The organism is Streptomyces sp. HUAS ZL42 (assembly GCF_040782645.1).
Classification (GTDB): Bacteria; Actinomycetota; Actinomycetes; order Streptomycetales; family Streptomycetaceae; genus Streptomyces.
In genome coordinates this window covers 7,428,331-7,447,619 of sequence record NZ_CP160403.1, presented here as the reverse complement: position 1 = coordinate 7,447,619, position 19,289 = coordinate 7,428,331, and the positions used below count along the sequence as shown (strand labels likewise).

The window sequence follows — 19,289 nt, the reverse complement described above, 5'->3', positions numbered from 1 at the left end:
CATGCGGGCCACGTTGCGCTGGGCGCACTCCGATCTGCGCACGCATCGCGGCGAGGCGCTGTTCATCGTGCTCGCCACCGCCGGGATCGTCGTGTCGCTGCTGCTGGCGACGGCGCTCTTCGGTTACGCGACCAACCCCTGGCAGCGCGTGTTCACGCAGTCCCAGGGCGCGCACGTGTGGCTCCACACCGGTCCCTCGGCGGACGCCGGCAGGCTCGCCGGCCTGGACGGCGTGGAGTCGGTCGCGGGCCCCTACCCCACCGAGTCCGCCACCCTCACCTCCCGCGGTGTGCGGGCCTCCGTCGAACTGCGCGGCACTCCCGGGCAACCGGCCGTGGGTCGCCCGCTGCTCACCTCCGGGCACTGGCTCGAGGCGGCCGACCCCGACGGCGTGGTGCTGGAGAGCAGCCTCGCCCGGGCACTCCTGGCCCAGCCCGGCGACACCCTCGCGCTGCCCGGCACCGCCCGCACGCTGACCGTCGTCGGCGTCGCCGACAGCGCCGAGCCGAGCTACAGCCCGGGCGAGGAGCCGGGGCTCGTCTGGGCGCTGCCGTCCGCCGTGCGCGACCCGGGCGGCCAGGTGACCGGGCTGCGCCTGAAGGACCCGGAGGACACGGGTTACGCGGTCCAGCGCGCCGTCACCGTGCTGGGCGCCGGCGCGGTCAGCGAGGTCTCCACCTGGCGGCAGGCACAGGCCGAGGCGCAGGGCGGCAACCGGCTGCTGGGCCAGGTGCTGGGCCTGTTCGGCCTGGGCGCGCTGGTCGCCGCGGGACTCGCCGTGCACGGGGCGATCGGCACCCGTATCCGCGGCCACCTGCGGGACATCTCGGTCCTGAAGGCGATCGGCTTCACGCCCGGCCAGGTCGTACGCGTCTTCCTGCTCCAGCACACCGCCTACGCGCTGCTGGGCGCCGTGGCCGGTGCCGCGCTCACCCAGGGGGTGGGAAGCGGCCTCCCGGGGCGGCTCGGAGACGCGGTCGGCGTGTGGCAGGGGCTGCCCGGGCACACCGTGGCGCTGTTCGCCGTACCGGCGGGCGCGGTGCTGTTCATCGGCGCGGTCACCGGGCTCGCGGCCTGGCGGGCCGGGCGGGTGCCGCCGGTTCCGGTGCCGCGGACCGCGGGGGCGCCCGGCGGACGGCTGTCCCGTGCGTCGCGCGGGGCACTGGGGCTGCGCCTGCCGCCCGCCCTGGTGCTGGGCTGGCACCAGGCGTTCACGCGCCGCCCCCGGTCACTGGCCACGCTCGCCCGGCTCGCCCTTCCGCTGCTGCTGATGGTGGTGGCGATGAGTGCCTGGACCACCATCGACCGCTTCCACAGCAGGCCCGATCAGATGGGTCTCGCCGCCGCGCTCACGGTCCGCGCCGACGGCGGGCTCGGCGACGCGGCCGCCCGCTCCCTGCTGGAGGACAACCCGCACGTCACCGCCGCCTACCCGGGCGTCGAGGTGGCGGCCCTGGTTCCCGGCCAGACCGCCACGATCGCGCTGCGCGGCCTCGGCACCCACCAGGACCCCTACCCCTACACCCTCGCCGAGGGCCGTGCGGCGCACGGCGCCGACGAGGCGGTCGCCGGGCAGGGCCTCCTCGACCTGCTGAACGTACACGTCGGTGACTGGGTGCGGATGACGGTCGGCGACCAGCCGCAGATCCTGCACATCGTCGGCCGCAGCATCGAACCGGAGAACGCGGGCCGCGTGATCTCCACCTCGCTCGACACCCTCCGCGAGAACGACCCGCGGCTGCGCCCGACCCTCTACCAGGTACGGCTGCAGCCGGGCGCCGACCCGCACGAGGTCGCCGGGGAGCTGGCCACCGCCGCCCACGGCCACTTCGACGTGCACGCCGCACCCAACCCGGCCGACGGGCTCTCGCCGCTGCGGGGTGTCGTGGCCGGGCTGATCGCCGTCCTCGCGCTCATCGGGATCGTCGAGGTCCTGACGGCGATCGGCGGCGCCGTGCGGGAGGGCGAGCGCGACCTGCTGGCGCTCAAGGCGATCGGCCTGTCGCCCCGGCAGATCACCGCGATCACCGTCACCGCCACCGGCTGCACCGCCCTGGCCGCGGTCGTCGTCGGCATCGCGGCGGGCCTCCCGCTCGCACGCTGGCTGATCGACGCCCAGGGCAGGTCCAGCGGCATCGGCGCCGGGATAGCGCACGGACCGTCCCCGCTCCTCCTGCTGCTGTTCGGCACGGCCGCGGTACTCGGCGCCACCGCCCTCGCCGCCCTTCCCGCGGCACGCGCGGCACGCCGCCGACTCGCGGACACGTTGAGCGCGGTGGCCTGACCAACGCGCCCGCAACGTCGGCGTCGGCAGCCGGTCACCGCCGGCCGCGCAGCTCCCGGTACTTGGCGACCAGGGACCTGGTGGACGCGTCCAGTCCCGGTACGTCGGCGCCCTCCGTCAGTGCGGGCTCGACGCGCTTGGCGAGGACCTTGCCGAGCTCCACGCCCCACTGGTCGAATGAGTCGATGTTCCAGACGGCGCCCTGGACGAACACCTTGTGCTCGTAGAGCGCGATCAGCTGGCCCAGCACGGACGGCGTCAGCTCGCGCGCGAGGATCGTGGTCGTCGGGTGGTTGCCCTTGAACGTCTTGTGCGTCACCAGTTCCTCCGGCACACCCTCCGCACGCACCTCCTCCGGCGTCTTGCCGAAGGCCAGTGCCTGCGTCTGGGCGAAGAAGTTGGCCATCAACAGGTCGTGCTGCGCGCCGAGTTCGTCACTCAGCTCGGCGACCGGCTCGGCGAAACCGATGAAGTCGGACGGGATCAGCTTCGTGCCCTGGTGGATCAACTGATAGTAGGCGTGCTGCCCGTTGGTGCCCGGCGTGCCCCAGACGACCGGGCCGGTCTGCCAGTCGACCTCCTTGCCGTCCCGGCCGACGTACTTGCCGTTGGACTCCATGTCGAGCTGCTGCAGATAGGCGGCGAACTTCGACAGGTAGTGGCTGTAGGGCAGTACGGCGTGGGACTGGGCGTCGTGGAAGTTGCCGTACCAGATGCCCAACAGGCCCAGCAGGAGCGGAACGTTGGACTCGGCCGGCGCGGTCCTGAAGTGCTCGTCGACGAGGCGGAACCCGTCGAGCATCTCCCGGAAGCGGTCCGGCCCGATGGCGATCATCAACGACAGGCCGATCGCCGAGTCGTAGGAGTACCGCCCGCCGACCCAGTCCCAGAACTCGAACATGTTGGCCGTGTCGATGCCGAAGGCGGAGACCTTCTCGGCGTTCGTCGACAGCGCCACGAAGTGCTTGGCGACGGCCTCGGGGCCGGCCTTCAGCTCGCTCAGCAGCCAGTTGCGGGCCGACGTGGCGTTGGTGATCGTCTCGATCGTGGTGAAGGTCTTGGACGCGATGACGAACAGCGTCTCGGCCGGGTCCAGGTCGCGGGTGGCCTCGTGCAGGTCGGCACCGTCGACGTTGGAGACGAAGCGGACCGTGAGGTCGCGGTCGGTGTAGCTGCGCAGCACCTCGTAGGCCATCGCAGGACCGAGGTCGGAGCCGCCGATGCCGATGTTGACCACGTTCTTGATGCGCTTGCCGGTGTGGCCGGTCCACTCTCCGGCGCGGACGCGCTCGGTGAAGGCGGCCATCTTGTCGAGGACGGCGTGCACGGCGGGCACGACGTTCTCCCCGTCGACCTCGATCACCGCTTCGCGCGGGGCACGCAGCGCGGTGTGCAGCACGGCGCGGTCCTCGGTCGTGTTGATCTTCTCGCCGCGGAACATGGCGTCCCTGAGACCGAACACGTCCGTCGCGGCGGCCAGCTCGCGCAGCAGCCGCAGCGTCTCGTCCGTGACGAGGTGCTTGGAGTAGTCGATGTGCAGGTCACCGACCTGCAGCGTGTACCCGTCGCCCCGTCCGGGATCGGCGGCGAACAGCTCTCGCAGCTGCACCTCGCCGAGTTCCTCGCGATGCTTTGCCAGAGCGGTCCACTCGGGCGTCCGGTTGAGCCTGGTACGGCCGTCTGCGTTCATGTCGGACTTCAGCCTTCTTTCCTTGCCCCGCTGCCGATCCCAACCTAGTTGATCAGTGGGTGACGTGAGCTGTCGTGGCGCCGTCGGTCGGTGCAACAACAGATACGTTCACCAGGAGCGCGGGTATCAGCGCGGCGAGGGCAGGACGAAGAAGGCGATCGTCCATCGGCGCAAACAGCTCCAGCCAGGCGCCCGCAGGCACCCGGCCGGACCTCAACTTCTAGATTTCGCCGCGCAGTTTGGCGAGCGCCTCGGCGAGGATCGCCTCGCCGTCCGCGTCGCTGCGCCGCTCCCGTACGTACGCGAGGTGCGTCTTGTACGGCTCGGTGCGCGGCGGGTCCGGCGGGTTGTCCTGGTCCTGTCCGGCCGGGAAGCCGCAGCGCGGGCAGTCCCAGGTATCGGGCACCTGCGCGTCGCTCGCGAAGCTGGGCTGCGTCTCGTGCCCGTTGGAGCACCAGAAGGAGACGCGCAGGCGCGGCGCGGACTCGCCCCGCTCGGCCTCGCCCATCGGCCCCGCCCCGACCCGGCTTCCACGGATCGCGTTGCCACTTGCCACGGTCGTAACTCCCTGCGTGATGGTGCCGCAAAGCGAGTCGGCGTTTCGCTTCGCTGCGAGCGCCTCAGTCTACGTAAGGCCCAACGCGCGTCCAGTGATTGGAGTTACAACCCTCACACCTAGACGCAAGCCCCATGATAGGCCGCGCTCAGGTGCGCGTACCGAACATGGGGCCTTACGTACGGAATGTGCCTTTGTGCGAGCCGCTGATCAGCTGTTCGTCTTCATCAGGATGCCGAGCACAATGATGCACGCGAACCACAGCAGACCGATCACCACGGTGATGCGGTCGAGGTTGCGCTCGGCGACCGAGGAGCCGCCTACGGAGGACTGCATGCCGCCACCGAACATGTCGGAGAGGCCGCCGCCCTTCCCCTTGTGCATCAGCACCAGCAGCATCAGCAGCAGGCTGAAGACGATCAGGGCGATCGAGAACCCCAAAACCACGGCTGGACCAACTTCCTCGGATTCGGATGGACGACGCGGGGCCCAGCACACTGCTGGACCCCGCAAGGGTACGACGGATCGCCGCTAGCGCATACTCACTGGTCGCGGAAGCGCACGATCTTGACGAACTCGTCGGCGTCCAGCGAGGCCCCGCCGACCAGGGCGCCGTCGATGTCGGCCTGCGCCATGATCTCGGCGACGTTGCCGGCCTTGACGGAGCCGCCGTACTGGATGCGGACCTTGTCGGCCAGCTCCTGCGTGTACAGCTCGGCGATCTTGCCGCGGATGGCGGCGCAGACCTCCTGGGCGTCCTCGGCACCGCAGACCTTGCCGGTGCCGATGGCCCAGACGGGCTCGTACGCGATCACGATGGACTCGGCCTGCTCGGCCGGAATGTCCTTCAGACCGCCCTCGACCTGGGCGAGCGTGTGCGGGACGGCATTGCCCGCCTCGCGGATCTCCAGTTCCTCGCCGACGCACAGGATGGGGGTGATGCCGTGCTTGAAGGCGGCCTTGACCTTGGCGTTCACAAGTTCGTCGCCCTCGCCGTGGTACTGACGGCGCTCGGAGTGGCCGATCGCCACGTACGTGCACTTCAGCTTGGCGAGCATCGGGCCCGAGATCTCGCCGGTGTAGGCACCGCCGTCGAACGCCGAGATGTCCTGGGCGCCGTACTTGATCTTGAGCTTGTCACCGTCGACCAGGGTCTGCACGGAACGCAGGTCGGTGAAGGGCGGCAGGACGGCGACCTCGACGGCCTCGTAGTCCTTGTCGGCCAGGGCGAAGGCGAGCTTCTGGACGTGGGCGATGGCCTCGAGGTGGTTGAGGTTCATCTTCCAGTTGCCCGCCATCAGCGGCGTGCGCGCGGTCATGTGGGTCAGTCCTCCAGTGCGGCGAGGCCGGGGAGCGTCTTGCCCTCGAGGTATTCGAGGGAGGCGCCGCCGCCGGTCGAGATGTGGCCGAATGCGTTCTCGTCGAAGCCCAGGAGGCGGACGGCCGCGGCGGAGTCGCCGCCGCCGACGACCGTGAAGGCCGGGGAGTCGAGGAGGGCCTGGGCGACCGCCTTGGTGCCCTCGGCGAAATCGGGGTGCTCGAAGACGCCCATCGGGCCGTTCCAGAAGACGGTGGCCGCGTCGGCGAGCTTCGAGGCGTACAGCTTGCGGGACTCCGGACCGATGTCCAGGCCCATCCTGTCGGCCGGGACGGCGTCCGCGGCGACGGTGGTGGGGTTGGCCGGTGCCTTCGTCTTCAGGTCCGGGAACTCGGGCGCGACCAGCACGTCGACGGGGAGGACCAGCTCTACGCCGCTCTTCTCCGCGCGCTCGATGTACTCCTGGACGGCCGGGATCTGATCCTCCTGGAGGAGGGAGACGCCGATCTCGTGGCCCTTGGCCTTGAGGAAGGTGTACGCCATGCCCCCGCCGATGAGGAGGCGGTCGGCCTTGCCGAGCAGCTCGTCGATGACGGCGAGCTTGTCGGATACCTTGGCGCCGCCCAGGGCGACGACGTACGGCCGCTGGACGTCCTCCGTCAGCTTCTTCAGGACGGCGACCTCGCCCGCGATGAGGTAGCCGGCGGCGTGCGGCAGCCGGGCCGGGAGGTCGAAGACCGAGGCGTGCTTGCGGTGGACCGCGCCGAAGCCGTCGCCCACGTACACGTCGGCAAGCGCCGCGAGCTGGTCGGCGAAGGCGCCGCGCTCGGCGTCGTCCTTGGAGGTCTCGCCGGCGTTGAAGCGCAGGTTCTCGATGACGGCCACCTGGCCGTCGGCGAGGCCCTCGACCGTGGACCGGGCGGACTCGCCGACCGTGTCGGTGGCGAACCGGACCTCGGCGCCGAGGAGTTCACCGAGGCGGGCGGCCGCGGGGGCCAGGGAGAAGGCCGGGTCCGGGGCGCCCTTGGGGCGGCCCAGGTGCGAGGCGACGACCACGCGCGCGCCCGCCTCCGCCAGCGCCTTGACGGTGGGCAGGACGGCGCGGATGCGGCCGTCGTCGGTGATCGTGGTGCCGTCGAGCGGCACGTTCAGGTCGGCGCGGACGAAGACCCGTCGGCCGGCCACGCCTTCGGCGAGAAGTTCGTCGATCGTCTTCATTGAAGGGACTCCTGAGGAGGACTCGTGATGCTGCTCGTGATCGTAAGAGGGCTGATCTGTACGTGAGTCAGGGCTCGGGCGGCGCGTCCCTGCGCCGCCCGAGCCCTGCTCTCACATGAACGTGCCTGTTCTGACGATCAGAGCTGGTTGCCGACGAAGACCGTCAGGTCGACGAGGCGGTTGGAGTAGCCCCACTCGTTGTCGTACCAGCCGAGGATCTTCACCGACTTGCCCTCCTGGACCATGGTCAGGGAGGAGTCGAAGGTGCAGGACGCCGGGTCGCTGACGATGTCCGAAGAGACGATCGGGTCCTCGGTGTACGCCAGGTAGCCCTGGAGCTCGCCCTCGGAAGCCTTCTTGAACGCGGCGTTGACCTCGTCCTTGGTGACCTCGCGCTCCAGCTCCACGACCAGGTCGGTGGCCGAACCGGTGGGGACCGGGACGCGCATCGCGATGCCGTCGAGCTTGCCCTTGAGCTGGGGCAGGACCAGGGCGGTGGCCTTGGCGGCACCGGTCGTGGTCGGGATGATGTTCTCCGCGGCGGCGCGGGCGCGGCGCAGGTCGGAGTGCGGGAAGTCCAGGATGCGCTGGTCGTTGGTGTAGGCGTGGACCGTGGTCATCAGGCCCTTGACGATGCCGAAGTTCTCGTCGAGAACCTTGGCCATCGGCGCCACACAGTTGGTGGTGCAGGAGGCGTTGGAGATGACGTGGTGCTTGGCCGCGTCGTACTTGTTCTCGTTGACGCCCATCACGATGGTGATGTCCTCGTCCTTGGCCGGAGCCGAGATGAGGACCTTCTTGGCGCCGCCGGCGATGTGCTTCTCGGCGTCGGCCTTCTTCGTGAAGATGCCGGTCGACTCGACGACGATGTCGACGCCCAGCTCGCCCCACGGGATGTCGGCGGGGTTGCGCTCGGACAGGACCTTGATGGTGTGGCCGTCGACGGTGATCGTGTCGGCGGTGTGCGACACCTCGGCCTTGAGGCGGCCCAGGATGGTGTCGTACTTCAGCAGGTGGGCGGTGGTCGCGGTGTCACCCAGGTCGTTGACAGCCACGATCTCGATGTCAGCACCCTGCTCCAGCAGCGCGCGGAAGTAGTTGCGACCGATACGACCGAAGCCGTTGATGCCTACGCGGATCGTCACGAACCGATCTCCTCGTTGGTACGCCGGCCATGCGGTGCCGGCGAGCTCTGTTTGGGATGTCCCCGACCGCCTCCGACCCTACCTCCCTGAGGCCGCCGTGGTGACATCCAGATGCCCCATACACGGCACGGCGGTCCGTACCCGCCAGTAGGGGTACGGACCGCCCGGGCCGAATGGCCGAATCACTCGAATTGACTATGAAGAGTCAGTCATCTTTGACCACTCATGGTCACGTTTCCCGTTTGACCACTCATGGTCACTCTTCCAGCGCCGCGAGTGCCTTTCCGATCAGTGCCTTGCGGTCGGCCGCCGAAGTGACGTGCTCCAGGCCGAAGCCCAGCAGGACGGTGTCCTCCGTGGTGACCGCTCCGTACGTCTGGAACAGCGCTCCGGTGCGCGTCCAGTCCTTCAGGACGGCCGGGCTGCCCGCGGGCGGACCCGCGACCGTCCAGGCGCCCAGGGACGTCTCGAAGCCCTCGGTCTCGGTGGCCGTGCCGCCCACGACCAGCGAGGCGTCGTCGGCGAGGACGCCGTGGCCGCCGGTGCCGGGGTCGGTGACGTAGCTGATCGAGACCTCGACGGACTGGCCGGCATACGCGCTCAGGTCGAAGTTCACCTGCTGCCAGCCGCTGGAGGCGCCGGTGAGCGCGTTCCAGGAGCCGCTGGTGCCGGTCGCGGTGCAGTCGTTGGAAGCGAGAGTGAGGTAGTGCCGCAGCCACGGGTGCTCACCGATGTAGAAGCCGGCTCCGCACTCCGCCGGGACCGCGGTGCTGGTGGCACCGCCCGCCTCCGGAAGCGTCGTCCAGTCGTCGGCGCCCACGGTGTGGATCTCGACCAGCGCGTTGTCGTAGCCCGGCTCGGTGTCCCACAGCAGCTGGGTGCGCAGCGTGGGTTCGGCGGCCGCGGCGACGCCGGTGAGGTCGATGGTGCGGGTGAGGCGCTTGTAGGCGTCGTCGGTGTGGACGGCGGCCGCCATGTAGGAGCCCGCGTAGGGCCCGTACGGGTTGACCGTCCCGGCGAAGCGGCCCGCGCCCGCACTCGCGAACTGCGGGTACTTGTCCGCCGGCAGCTCGTCGGAGGTGACCCCGTAGGTGCCCGCCCTGTCCAGCGGGTTGCCGGGCGCGCCGCCGAGCACCGCGCTGAGGCCGCCGAGCCCACCGGTGCCGGTGAAGCCGGTGGCGCCGGGGGTCGACGTGCGGGAGTAGGCGCCCAGGTAGTACTGGCTGAAATCGTTCGACAGGGTGCCGTCGCCGAGGTCGACGTTGCCGCCGGCCAGTTCGCCCGCCTCGATCAGTTTGCCGCCCTCGTTGAGGAAGGCGCGCAGTTCGAGCTGGGTGGCGTTGCCGGGGACGCTCGCGCCCGTGTAGTGGACGACGGTGTCGAAGTGGCTCAGCACGCCGAGCGCGTCGGGCGCGCCCTGGGTGGCGACGTCCCAGACCATCGCCTTGCGGCCGTTGGCCTTCAGCGCGTCCACGTAGGCCTGCGCCTGCGTGGCGGCGGCACCCTCCTCGGCGACCACGAGGACGTCGGCGCGCGGCCGCTGCGCCACCGTGTAGGTGAAGTGCGCGCTGGAGACGGCCTTTCCGCCCCTGGTCCTGCCGGTGAACCACACCTCGACCTTGTCGCCCGGTTCGCCGTCCCGGACCTTGGCCCGGTACTCGTCGAAGTAGAGGTTGTCGTCACCGCCGTACGTCTCGCCGCCCCTCCAGGCCCTGAGCGCCGTGTCCTTAGTACGGCCGCCGTTGACGCGGTACTTGAGCTCCTTGTCCCGCACGGACTTGCGGACGACGACGGAGACCTTCTGGTCGGCGCCGCGCGAGTACGACGTGGTGAACGGCGCCGGGGTGAAGTCGGCGGCCTTCAGGCCGACCGAGGACGACGGAGTGTCGGGGTGCGCGGCGGTCTCGGCCACGGAGAGGGCGAACGGGATGTTCTTGGCGAACTCGTCCTGGATCAGCTTCTCGTCGTCCGGGAAGTTGAAGATCGACTGGCAGTCGGCCGCGTTCCAGGCGTCGTTCGGGTCGATGTTCGACGCGGTCTGGCAGGTCGACATCTCCGGGGTGAACATCGCCATGCCGTTGACGTTCCCCGCGTGGCCGTCCGCCTCGCCGTTGGTGGTGTACAGCTCCGAGGAGACCTGCGGGTGGTAGCCCGGGACCGCGGAGTTGTCCGGCGTACCGGCCAGGGCCCTGTAGAGGACGTCGTCCGGGGTCGGGGTGGCGACCTGCCAGCCGACGCCGTAGAGGAGGAGTTCGGCGGCGGAGTGGTAGTTGATGCCGTAGGTGAAGCCGATGCGCTTCTCGAAGGCGTCCAGCGCCTGGGTCTCGGGCTCGGAGTTCGGGGCCGCGCCGCGATAGGTCTGGCTGGTGGGGTTGGGGGACGAACCCTCGTCGTCGTAGCCCCACTTGTAGGCGAAGTTGCGGTTGAGGTCGACGCCGTCGCCGGTGGAGATGACACCGTCGCCGTTGACGTCCCGCAGGTTCTTGCGCCACAGGCGGGCGTCGGAGTCCTTGAACGTGTAGTCGTAGCCGTCGGGGTTGGCTGAGATGAGGAACCACACCTCGGTCGAGTCGACGATCTTCTTGATGCGTTTGTCCGTCTTGTAGTTGTCCAGGTAGTAGTGCATCAGACGCCGGGTCATCTCCGGCGTGATCCACTCGCGCGCGTGCTGGTTGGACATGTACAGCACGGCGGGCTTGGAGCCGTCCTTGGACTTCTTCGCGCCTTTGGTCAGTTTGAGCGCGAGGATGTCCTGGCCGTTGACGGTCTTTCCGATGGAGACGACCTTGGTGAGATCGGGGTTCTCCTGGCCGGTCCTGACGATCTCTTCCTTGAGGCCACCGCTTCCGCTGTACGGTCGGTACACGCCCTCGGCGGCGGCACCCACGCGGTTCTCGGCCTTGGCCGAAAGGGTGTGCTCGGTGAGGTCGACGCCCTGCTTCTCGAGCTTCTCGGCCTGCTTCTCGGTGAGGTAGACCTCGACGGTGGCCGTGCCCTTCTCGGGCGCCTGCTCGCCGAGTTCGTGGCCGTCCTGCCCGGCGGCCAGCAACAGGGGCACCTGCTTCTTGGTGACTTCGGCGCGGTAGACCTTGACTTCCGCGCCGTCGTCGGAGCCGCCCGGACTTACCGGTCGTGCCTGGGCGATGGGTGCGATGCTCGCTCCGCCGATCAGGAGCGCGCCGACAGCGAGGATCGATCTCGCTCTACGTCTCATGAACCCCCCTTGCGTGGGTTCGCCACAGCAGCGAACAGATGCCAGGCTCATGACAGTCCATGATCGAGTCAAGGGCGCCTCAGGGACAGGTAACACGCCGGTGCCGACGCCCATTTGGACGTCGGCACCGGCGTGTCAGGAGAGGCGCTGGTGCTCCCGGATCACCCCGTGAAGTGGCGGACAGGGCAAGCGACGGCGCCTGTGCCAAGCGAGTCAAGACGTCTCAGGACAAGCAACACGCCGGTGCCGACACCCGATCGGACGTCGGCACCGGCGCGTCGGAACAGGCCCCGGTGCTCTCGGATCACCCCGCGAGGTTGTCGGCCAGCTCCTCGCTGAGGTTGGCCTCCGTGCCCGGGATGCCCAGGTCGGAGGCGCGCTTGTCGGCCATCGCCAGCAGCCGGCGGATACGGCCGGCGACGGCGTCCTTGGTCAGCGGCGGGTCGGCGAGCGCGCCCAACTCCTCCAGGGATGCCTGCTTGTGGTCCATACGCAGCCTGCCTGCGGCCGCGAGGTGCTCGGGGACCTCGTCACCGAGGATCTCCAGCGCGCGCTGGACACGGGCGCCCGCGGCGACGGCCGCGCGCGCGGATCGGCGCAGGTTGGCGTCGTCGAAGTTGGCGAGGCGGTTCGCCGTGGCGCGCACCTCGCGGCGCATCCGGCGCTCCTCCCAGGCCAGCACCGACTCATGGGCGCCGAGGCGGGTGAGCAGCGCGCCGATCGCGTCGCCGTCGCGGACGACGACCCGGTCGACCCCGCGCACCTCCCGCGCCTTCGCCGCGATCGACAGACGGCGGGCGGCACCGACGAGCGCCAGCGCGGCCTCCGGGCCCGGGCAGGTCACCTCCAGGGAGGAGGAACGGCCGGGCTCGGTCAGCGAACCGTGCGCCAGGAAGGCCCCGCGCCAGGCAGCCTCCGCGTCGCAGGTGGCCCCCGAGACCACCTGCGGGGGCAGGCCGCGGATCGGGCGGCCCCGGCCGTCCACGAGGCCGGTCTGCCGTGCCAGCTGGTCGCCGCCGGCGACCACGCGCACGACGTAGCGCGAACCCCGGCGCAGTCCGCCGGGCGCCATCACGATCAGCTCGGAGCTGTGGCCGAAGATCTCCAGAATGTCCCGCTTGAGCCGGCGGGCCGCCATCGCCGTGTCCAGCTCCGCCTCGATCACGATGCGCCCGCTGACCAGATGGAGGCCGCCGGCGAACCGCAGAATGGCGGAGACCTCCGCCTTCCTGCAGCAGGTCCGGGTGACGGGGAGCCGGGAGATCTCGTCCTTCACCGCTGCCGTCATCGCCATGGGCCGATCCTTCCATGCATCCGAAAAATACGGTCGTACGCGGCGGCCAGCTGCTCCGGGTCGTGCCTCGGAGTTCCGTCGGGCCGGGCCACCGGCGCCAGCTCGACCGCGGCCCCGAACCGCTTGGCGGCGGCGGTCAGCAGGTCGCGGTCGGGCACGGCGGCCACGTCGGCCAGCACCACGTCCAGGGCGAGTTTAGGGGCGTGTCGCCCCAAAACCTCCAAATGACGCTGCGGGGAGAAGCCTTCGGTTTCGCCGGGTTGCGGGGCGAGGTTCAGGGAGAGCACCCGGCGGGCCTTCGTCTCCGTGAGCGCGTCCAGGAGCTGAGGCACCAGCAGATGCGGGATGACCGAGGAGAACCAGGAGCCGGGGCCCAGCACCACCCAGTCCGCGTCGAGGACCGCGGCGACGGCCTCGGGGACGGCGGGCGGGTCGTGCGGAACGAGGTGCACGGACTGCACCTCGCCGGGCGTGAGCGCGACGTTCGCCTGGCCACGAACGGTCCCGACCTCCTCGGGACGGTCCGGGTCGTGACCCTTGACCAGAGCCTGGAGCTCCAGCGGGACCGCGGACATGGGCAGCACACGCCCCTGCGCGCCGAGGAGTCTGCCGACCAGGTCGAGGGCCTGGACGTGGTCTCCGAGCTGCTCCCACAGGGCGACGATCAGCAGGTTGCCGACCGCGTGCTCGTGCAGGTCGCCCTTGGACTGGAAGCGGTGCTGGATGACCCGGGCCCAGGTCTGGCCCCAGTCGTCGTCGCCGCACAGCGCGGCCAGCGCCTTGCGCAGGTCACCGGGAGGCAGCACGCCCAGTTCGTCGCGCAGACGCCCGCTGGAGCCGCCGTCGTCGGCCACGGTGACGACGGCGGTGAGGTCGCCGGTGATCCGGCGCAGTGCGGCAAGCGAGGCGGACAGGCCCATGCCGCCGCCGAGGGCGACGACCTTGGGCTGGGTGCCGCGGCGGCGCGGTCGGCCGCCCCGGGCCTCGGTGGGCCGGCTCGCGCGTCCCTCGGGCACCACCCTGCGCAGTCGGCTCAGCCGCGGAGTGCGTTCCGTCATTCCCGTCCCATGTCCCGGTGTACGACCACCGTCTCCACGCCCTCGGCCGCGAGTCGCGCGGCGAGCTTCTCCGACATCGCGACCGAACGGTGCTTTCCGCCCGTACAGCCGACCGCGATGGTCACATAGCGCTTGCCCTCACGACGGTAGCCCGCGGAAACCAGCCTGAGGAGCTCGGCGTAGCGGTCGAGGAACTCCTTGGCGCCGGGCTGGTTGAAGACGTACGCCGCCACCTCGTCGTTGAGGCCGGTGAACGGGCGCAGCTCCGGGACCCAGTGCGGGTTGGGCAGGAAGCGCATGTCCACGACCAGGTCGGCGTCGACCGGGAGGCCGTACTTGAAGCCGAAGGACATGACGGTGGCCCGCAGTTCGGGCTCCTCGTCGCCGGCGAACTGGGCGTCCATCTTGGCGCGCAGCTCGTGCACGTTGAGGCTGGAGGTGTCGATCACCAGGTCGGCGTCGCCGCGCAGTTCGCGCAGCAGTTCGCGCTCGGCGGCGATGCCGTCGACGATGCGGCCGTCGCCCTGCAGGGGGTGCGGGCGGCGCACGGACTCGAAGCGGCGCACCAGGGCCTCGTCGGAGGACTCCAGGAAGACGATCCGCCGGGTGACGTGTTTCGACTCCAGGTCGGCGAGGGACTCCCGGAGGTTGTCGAAGAAGCGGCGGCCGCGTACGTCGACGACGACCGCGATCCGCGCCACGTTGCCCTGGGAGCGGGCGCCGAGCTCCACCATGGTGGGGATCAGGGCGGGCGGGAGGTTGTCGACGACGAACCAGCCGAGGTCCTCCAGACACTTGGCGGCCGTCGAACGGCCGGCCCCGGACATGCCGGAGATGATCACCAGCTCGGGGATGGCCGCCTCGGGGATCCCGGGCGGTGTGTTGTCCGTACTCACCTGTGCTCCGTTGTCATGGCGTGCGTCGTTCTGGGCGCGATCCTCGCCGGTTTCGCCGTGCGCCTGCTCGGCCGCCTCGGTGGGCGTCCGATCCGGCTCGGCTGTGGGCTGTGCGTCGTGCTCGTTCATGTCTCCTGCCCCCGTCGTTCTTCCGGGGCGCCCGCGGGCACGGGCTCCGCCGGGGAACCCGCCGTCGTCCCGGGCGCCCCGTCCTCCCCGTCTTCAATGATCTCTCCAGTCGCCGTGTTCACGGCGGGGGCGGCCGGAGCCGCCCGGGCGAAGGCCGCGGCGATGGTCTCGGCCGTCTTGCGGCCGATGCCCGGAACCTCGCAGATCTGGTCGATCGTCGCGGCCCGCAGTTTCTTCACCGAGCCGAAGTGCTTGATCAGCGCCTGTTTGCGGGTCTCGCCCAGCCCCGGTACCTCGTCCAGGGGGCCGGCGCGGAAGCGCTTGGCGCGCTTGGTGCGCTGGTAGGTGATGGCGAAGCGGTGGGCCTCGTCGCGGACGCGCTGGAGCAGGTAGAGCCCCTCGCTGGTGCGGGGCAGGACCACGGGGTCGTCCTCGCCCGGCAGCCACACCTCCTCCAGGCGCTTGGCGAGGCCGCAGACGGCGATGTCGTCGATGCCGAGCTCGTCGAGGGCCTTCTGCGCGGCGGCGACCTGCGGCCGGCCTCCGTCGACGACGACGAGCTGGGGCGGGTAGGCGAACTTCTTGGGGCGGCCTTCCTCGTCCTTGAGTCCGTCCGTGAGGCCGGGCTCGCCGTCGGACCACTCGCCGGTCTTCTCCTTCTCGACGAGGTAGCGCCGGAAGCGGCGGCTGATCACCTCGTGCATGGAGCGGACGTCGTCCTGGCCTTCGAAGCCTCTGATCTGGAAGCGGCGGTACTCGCTCTTGCGCTGCAGCCCGTCCTCGAAGACGACCATGGAGGCCACGACGTCGTCACCCTGGAGGTGCGAGATGTCGTAGCACTCGATCCTGAGCGGGGCGCTGTCCAGGTCGAGGGCGTCGGCGATCTCCTCCAGCGCGCGCGAGCGCGTGGTCAGGTCCGAGGCGCGCTTGGTCTTGTGCAAGACGAGCGCCTGCTGGGCGTTGCGCTCCACGGTCTCCATGAGGGCGCGCTTGTCGCCGCGCTGAGGTATGCGCAGCGAGACGCCGGAGCCGCGCCGCCCGGTGAGCCACTCCTGGACGGGCTCGACCGGCTCGGGCAGGGCAGGAACAAGGACCTCCTTGGGGACGGCGTCGCCGGTCTCCTCACCGTAGAGCTGCTGCAGGGCGTGCTCGACGAGGGCGCCGGTGGTGATCTCCTCGACCTTGTCGGTCACCCAGCCGCGCTGGCCGCGCACGCGTCCGCCCCGTACGTGGAAGATCTGCACGGCCGCCTCGAGTTCGTCCTCGGCGACGGCGACGAGGTCGGCGTCGGTCGCGTCGGTGAGCACGACCGCGTTCTTCTCCATGGCCTTCTTCAGGGCCTCGATGTCGTCGCGCAGGCGGGCGGCCCGCTCGTACTCCATCTCGTCGGCCGCCTCCATCATCTGCTTCTCGAGGCGGCGGAGATACGTGAGCGTGCGACCGGTCATGAAGTCGCAGAACTCCTCGGCGAGTTCACGGTGCTCCTCGGCCGGGACGCGGCCGACGCAGGGCGCGGAGCACTTGCCGATGTAGCCGAGCAGGCAGGGGCGGCCGGTGCGGGCGGCGTTCTTGAAGACGCCGGCCGAACAGGTGCGCACGGGGAACACGCGCAGCAGGAGGTCGACGGTGTCCCGGATCGCCCACGCGTGCGCGTACGGCCCGAAATACCTGACGCCCTTCTTCTTGTGACCGCGCATCACCTGCACGCGCGGGAACTCCTCGTTCATCGTCACCGCGAGGTACGGGTAGCTCTTGTCGTCGCGGTACTTGACGTTGAACCGGGGGTCGAACTCCTTGATCCAGGAGTACTCCAGCTGCAGCGCCTCGACCTCCGTGGACACCACGGTCCACTCGACGGACGCGGCGGTGGTCACCATCGTCCGGGTGCGCGGGTGCAGGCCCGCCAGATCCTGGAAGTAGTTCGCCAGGCGCTGGCGCAGGCTCTTGGCCTTCCCGACGTAGATCACCCGACGGTGCTCGTCACGGAACCTGTACACCCCAGGAGAGTCCGGAATCTCTCCCGGCTTGGGGCGGTAGCTGGAGGGGTCTGCCATGTCTCACACCCTACTGGCGGGTGGTGACAGCGCGGCGGGGCTGTGGACAACGACGCAGGGCCCTTCGGTGTTGGTGTCCGCGCGGGTGGTCACGCCGTTTCAAGCCCTACCGCGTCTCCAGAAACGTCAGCACCGCCGGCACCCGGCGGTGAGTTCGCCCCGGCTGCTGCGGACGGGCTTTTCGACGGTGCCCCCGGTGACCCACAGACGGCGGCCGGTACCGGCTTCGGAGCGGCCTTCGGCCATGAGGGCGAGGACCTCGCGTTGGCGGGTGCCGAGGTGGCAGAGGGGGTCGGCGCGGCGCCGGGCATGCCGGTGCCGGGGCGGCGCTCACGGATCGTGCGGGCCGTCTTCAGGCCCTCGTGGAGTGGTCCGGCGGCATCCGTATGCCGACGATCGCGAGGTCGCGGCCACCGGCTTCACAGGCCGCGCCGCGTCACCCGCTTGCCCCACCGCCTCGTGTCCGACTCGCTCGCCCAGGCTCGCCGGCCCCTCCCTGAGCAGGACGTCGCCGCCCCCGCACGGGCTGCCGCGGTGCCTCCACGGTCCCGGCTCCCGTTGCCCGGCCGGCGCGATGCGGTGCGGTGCGTCCGACTGCCTGCCCGACCGCGGCGGCGCGGCCGCCCGGAAGCGGGATCGGGGGCTGCCCGTGACGACACGGGGACATTCGCGGGCGATGCTGTCAGCAGTGCAGAACCAGATGCAGACCGACCGGCCGCTCCGGCAGCACTCCGGAGAGCGGCAGGTCGCGGATCGAAGGGCTGCGGGATGCGACGGACGCGGATCGAGAAACGCCGACGGCCGGTCCGCGTGCGGCCCGACGAGGACGACACGCGCGCGTTGAGCGACGTCCTGGACCCTCGCGACCCCGACATCGTGCGGGCCAAGGCCCTGCGACCGGCGCAGCACGGTGATCATCGGCCCTAGGCGCGACGCGGTTGCCGCCGCCCCAGGAACCGGACGGTTGCCTCTGCGTCCGACACCGACCAGGTCCGCCGGCGGCCGGCTCACGGGCAACCGTACGGTCAGGATCGTGCCCATCCCCGGCGGGCTGCCGATCTCCAGCCTGCCGCCGATCGCCTCGCCGCGGTCGACGTGCCGACCAGCCCGGACCCTGTGAGGGACGACGAGGCGCACATGGCACCCGACTCGGCCAGGAGGACGCCCCGGTTGGACATCAGGTGTTGTCGGGACCTGGTCAACACGCTTCAATGCGGGGGAACTCGGGGCCGTGAATCACAGCATATGGATGTGAAGAAATCCCCTGCGCCGACGGGCAGGCCCCGACCACCACGTGAACGGTCTGACCAGCCGTTGCGAGTCATCACAGAAAGGCCCCTGCATGCCGCACGCCACACAGCACGCGGACGTCACCGCCGCGGAACTGGACACGGCCCTGCGAGGCGGCCCCTTCCACGTCGCGCTGCGCGCCGCGATCGCCGCCCGCGGACTTCCGTTGCAGCGTGTTCAGCACCATCTGTCGCGCTACGGCGTGAAGGTGGGCGTCACGAGCCTGAGTTACTGGCAGCAGGGCGCCCGTCGACCGCAGCGCCCCGAGTCGCTGCGCGCGGTGCGAGCGCTGGAGGAGATCCTCCAGCTGCCCGACGAGTCACTGATCCGCCTGCTCGCCGAGAGCGACGAGCGTACGGCCGGCGGGCGGCCCGCGGCACGTTCCTATCGCTCCTTCGTGGCGGCCTCGGGCGTACTTGAGGGGCTGCTCGCCGAGCTGGAGGCACCGCTCGACGGCGGACTGCACACCCTTGGGCACCACGAGCGGATACGCATCGGGGCGCACCGCGAGCTGCTGTGCCGCGACTCGCACCACATCGTGCGCGCCCACCGGGACGGCGTCGACCGCTTCGTGGCCGTCCACCACGGCGACCCGGGGTGCGCGCCGGAGCGCATGACGGTCCACGCCCTGGAGAACTGCCGCACGGGCCGCGTCCGCCGGCACCACGACACCGGAGTGCTCGTCGCCGAGCTGCTCTTCGACACCCGGCTGCGCGCCGGGGACACCTTTCTGTTCGGTTATGGCGTCGAGGACGGCACGGCCGGTGTGTCCCGCGAGTACGTCCGTGGCTTCGGCCTCGCGGGCGGCCAGTACGCCCTGCAGGTGCGGTTCGACGAGAACGCGCTGCCCGCGCGCTGCCACCGCTTCACCCAGCACTCGGCGGCGGCCCCGCGCAGCGGCCGCCAGGAACTCGCCCTCAGTCCCCGGCACCACGCCGTTCACCTCGTCGAGCCGCGGGTGCGGTCCGGGATGGTGGGGATCGGGTGGGACTGGGAGTGACGGCGCTCCCGGCCCGAGATCAGGCGGTCGGCACGTAAGCGTTTACGCACGGTAAGCGCGTAAACGCTTGCGCAAGCGTTTACGCGGGCCGCCGGATGCGATACCTTCCCGCTCGGAGGGCCGCCCGCCGCGGTCCGCGGAAG

General features: G+C 70.5%; 14 protein-coding genes. 3 read left to right on the top strand and 11 right to left on the bottom strand.

Annotation, left to right across the window (positions count from 1 at the left end):
* Position 1 precedes the first annotated feature (1 nt).
* Entirely contained in the window at positions 2 to 2,284 is a 2,283-nt protein-coding gene (locus tag ABZO29_RS33865; protein ID WP_367323990.1) for an ABC transporter permease, read from the top strand.
* Positions 2,285 to 2,318: 34 nt separating this feature from the next.
* Here ABZO29_RS33865 and pgi read toward each other — a convergent pair whose 3' ends face one another.
* The 11 genes from pgi to uvrC form a co-directional block, all read right to left on the bottom strand.
* Positions 2,319 to 3,974, bottom strand: coding sequence for a glucose-6-phosphate isomerase (pgi, locus tag ABZO29_RS33860; RefSeq protein ID WP_367323989.1), 1,656 nt, complete (start codon positions 3,972 to 3,974; stop codon positions 2,319 to 2,321).
* A gap of 220 nt (positions 3,975 to 4,194) precedes the next feature.
* The gene (locus tag ABZO29_RS33855) at positions 4,195 to 4,530 is read right to left on the bottom strand and encodes an RNA polymerase-binding protein RbpA (protein WP_079083975.1); all 336 of its coding nucleotides are present in this window, start codon (positions 4,528 to 4,530) and stop codon (positions 4,195 to 4,197) included.
* 210 nt (positions 4,531 to 4,740) lie between these two features.
* Positions 4,741 to 4,971, bottom strand: a complete 231-nt coding sequence (secG, locus tag ABZO29_RS33850; protein WP_189718317.1) for a preprotein translocase subunit SecG — start codon at positions 4,969 to 4,971, stop codon at positions 4,741 to 4,743.
* A 101-nt stretch (positions 4,972 to 5,072) separates the two neighbouring features.
* Positions 5,073 to 5,849, bottom strand: coding sequence for a triose-phosphate isomerase (tpiA, locus tag ABZO29_RS33845; protein WP_367323988.1), 777 nt, complete (start codon positions 5,847 to 5,849; stop codon positions 5,073 to 5,075).
* A 5-nt stretch (positions 5,850 to 5,854) separates the two neighbouring features.
* Positions 5,855 to 7,066, bottom strand: a complete 1,212-nt coding sequence (gene pgk / locus ABZO29_RS33840) for a phosphoglycerate kinase (RefSeq protein ID WP_367323987.1) — start codon at positions 7,064 to 7,066, stop codon at positions 5,855 to 5,857.
* 137 nt (positions 7,067 to 7,203) lie between these two features.
* Positions 7,204 to 8,211 (bottom strand): type I glyceraldehyde-3-phosphate dehydrogenase, encoded by a 1,008-nt coding sequence (gap, locus tag ABZO29_RS33835; RefSeq protein WP_367323986.1) that lies wholly within the window; start codon positions 8,209 to 8,211, stop codon positions 7,204 to 7,206.
* A gap of 256 nt (positions 8,212 to 8,467) precedes the next feature.
* On the bottom strand, positions 8,468 to 11,425 hold the full coding sequence (locus ABZO29_RS33830) for a M14 family zinc carboxypeptidase (protein ID WP_367323985.1): 2,958 nt from the start codon (positions 11,423 to 11,425) through the stop codon (positions 8,468 to 8,470).
* A gap of 304 nt (positions 11,426 to 11,729) precedes the next feature.
* Positions 11,730 to 12,719 carry a DNA-binding protein WhiA gene (gene whiA / locus ABZO29_RS33825; protein ID WP_367323984.1) on the bottom strand — a complete coding sequence of 330 codons (990 nt, stop codon included), beginning with the start codon at positions 12,717 to 12,719 and terminating at the stop codon, positions 11,730 to 11,732.
* A complete protein-coding gene (gene yvcK / locus ABZO29_RS33820) occupies positions 12,710 to 13,777 on the bottom strand; it encodes a uridine diphosphate-N-acetylglucosamine-binding protein YvcK (RefSeq protein WP_367323983.1) in 1,068 nt (355 codons plus the stop codon). The genes whiA and yvcK overlap by 10 nt, the downstream gene beginning before the upstream one ends.
* Entirely contained in the window at positions 13,774 to 14,802 is a 1,029-nt protein-coding gene (gene rapZ / locus ABZO29_RS33815; protein ID WP_367323982.1) for an RNase adapter RapZ, read from the bottom strand. The genes yvcK and rapZ overlap by 4 nt, the downstream gene beginning before the upstream one ends.
* Positions 14,799 to 16,856 (bottom strand): excinuclease ABC subunit UvrC, encoded by a 2,058-nt coding sequence (uvrC, locus tag ABZO29_RS33810; RefSeq protein WP_367323981.1) that lies wholly within the window; start codon positions 16,854 to 16,856, stop codon positions 14,799 to 14,801. Before uvrC ends, rapZ begins: the two co-directional genes overlap by 4 nt.
* Before the next feature lie 768 nt (positions 16,857 to 17,624).
* Here uvrC and ABZO29_RS33805 point away from each other — a divergent pair.
* Together ABZO29_RS33805 and ABZO29_RS33800 are read left to right on the top strand one after the other, a co-directional pair.
* A complete protein-coding gene (locus ABZO29_RS33805) occupies positions 17,625 to 17,783 on the top strand; it encodes a hypothetical protein (RefSeq protein WP_367323980.1) in 159 nt (52 codons plus the stop codon).
* A 415-nt stretch (positions 17,784 to 18,198) separates the two neighbouring features.
* Positions 18,199 to 19,146, top strand: a complete 948-nt coding sequence (locus ABZO29_RS33800) for a hypothetical protein (protein ID WP_367323979.1) — start codon at positions 18,199 to 18,201, stop codon at positions 19,144 to 19,146.
* The last annotated feature ends 143 nt before the right edge of the window (positions 19,147 to 19,289 follow it).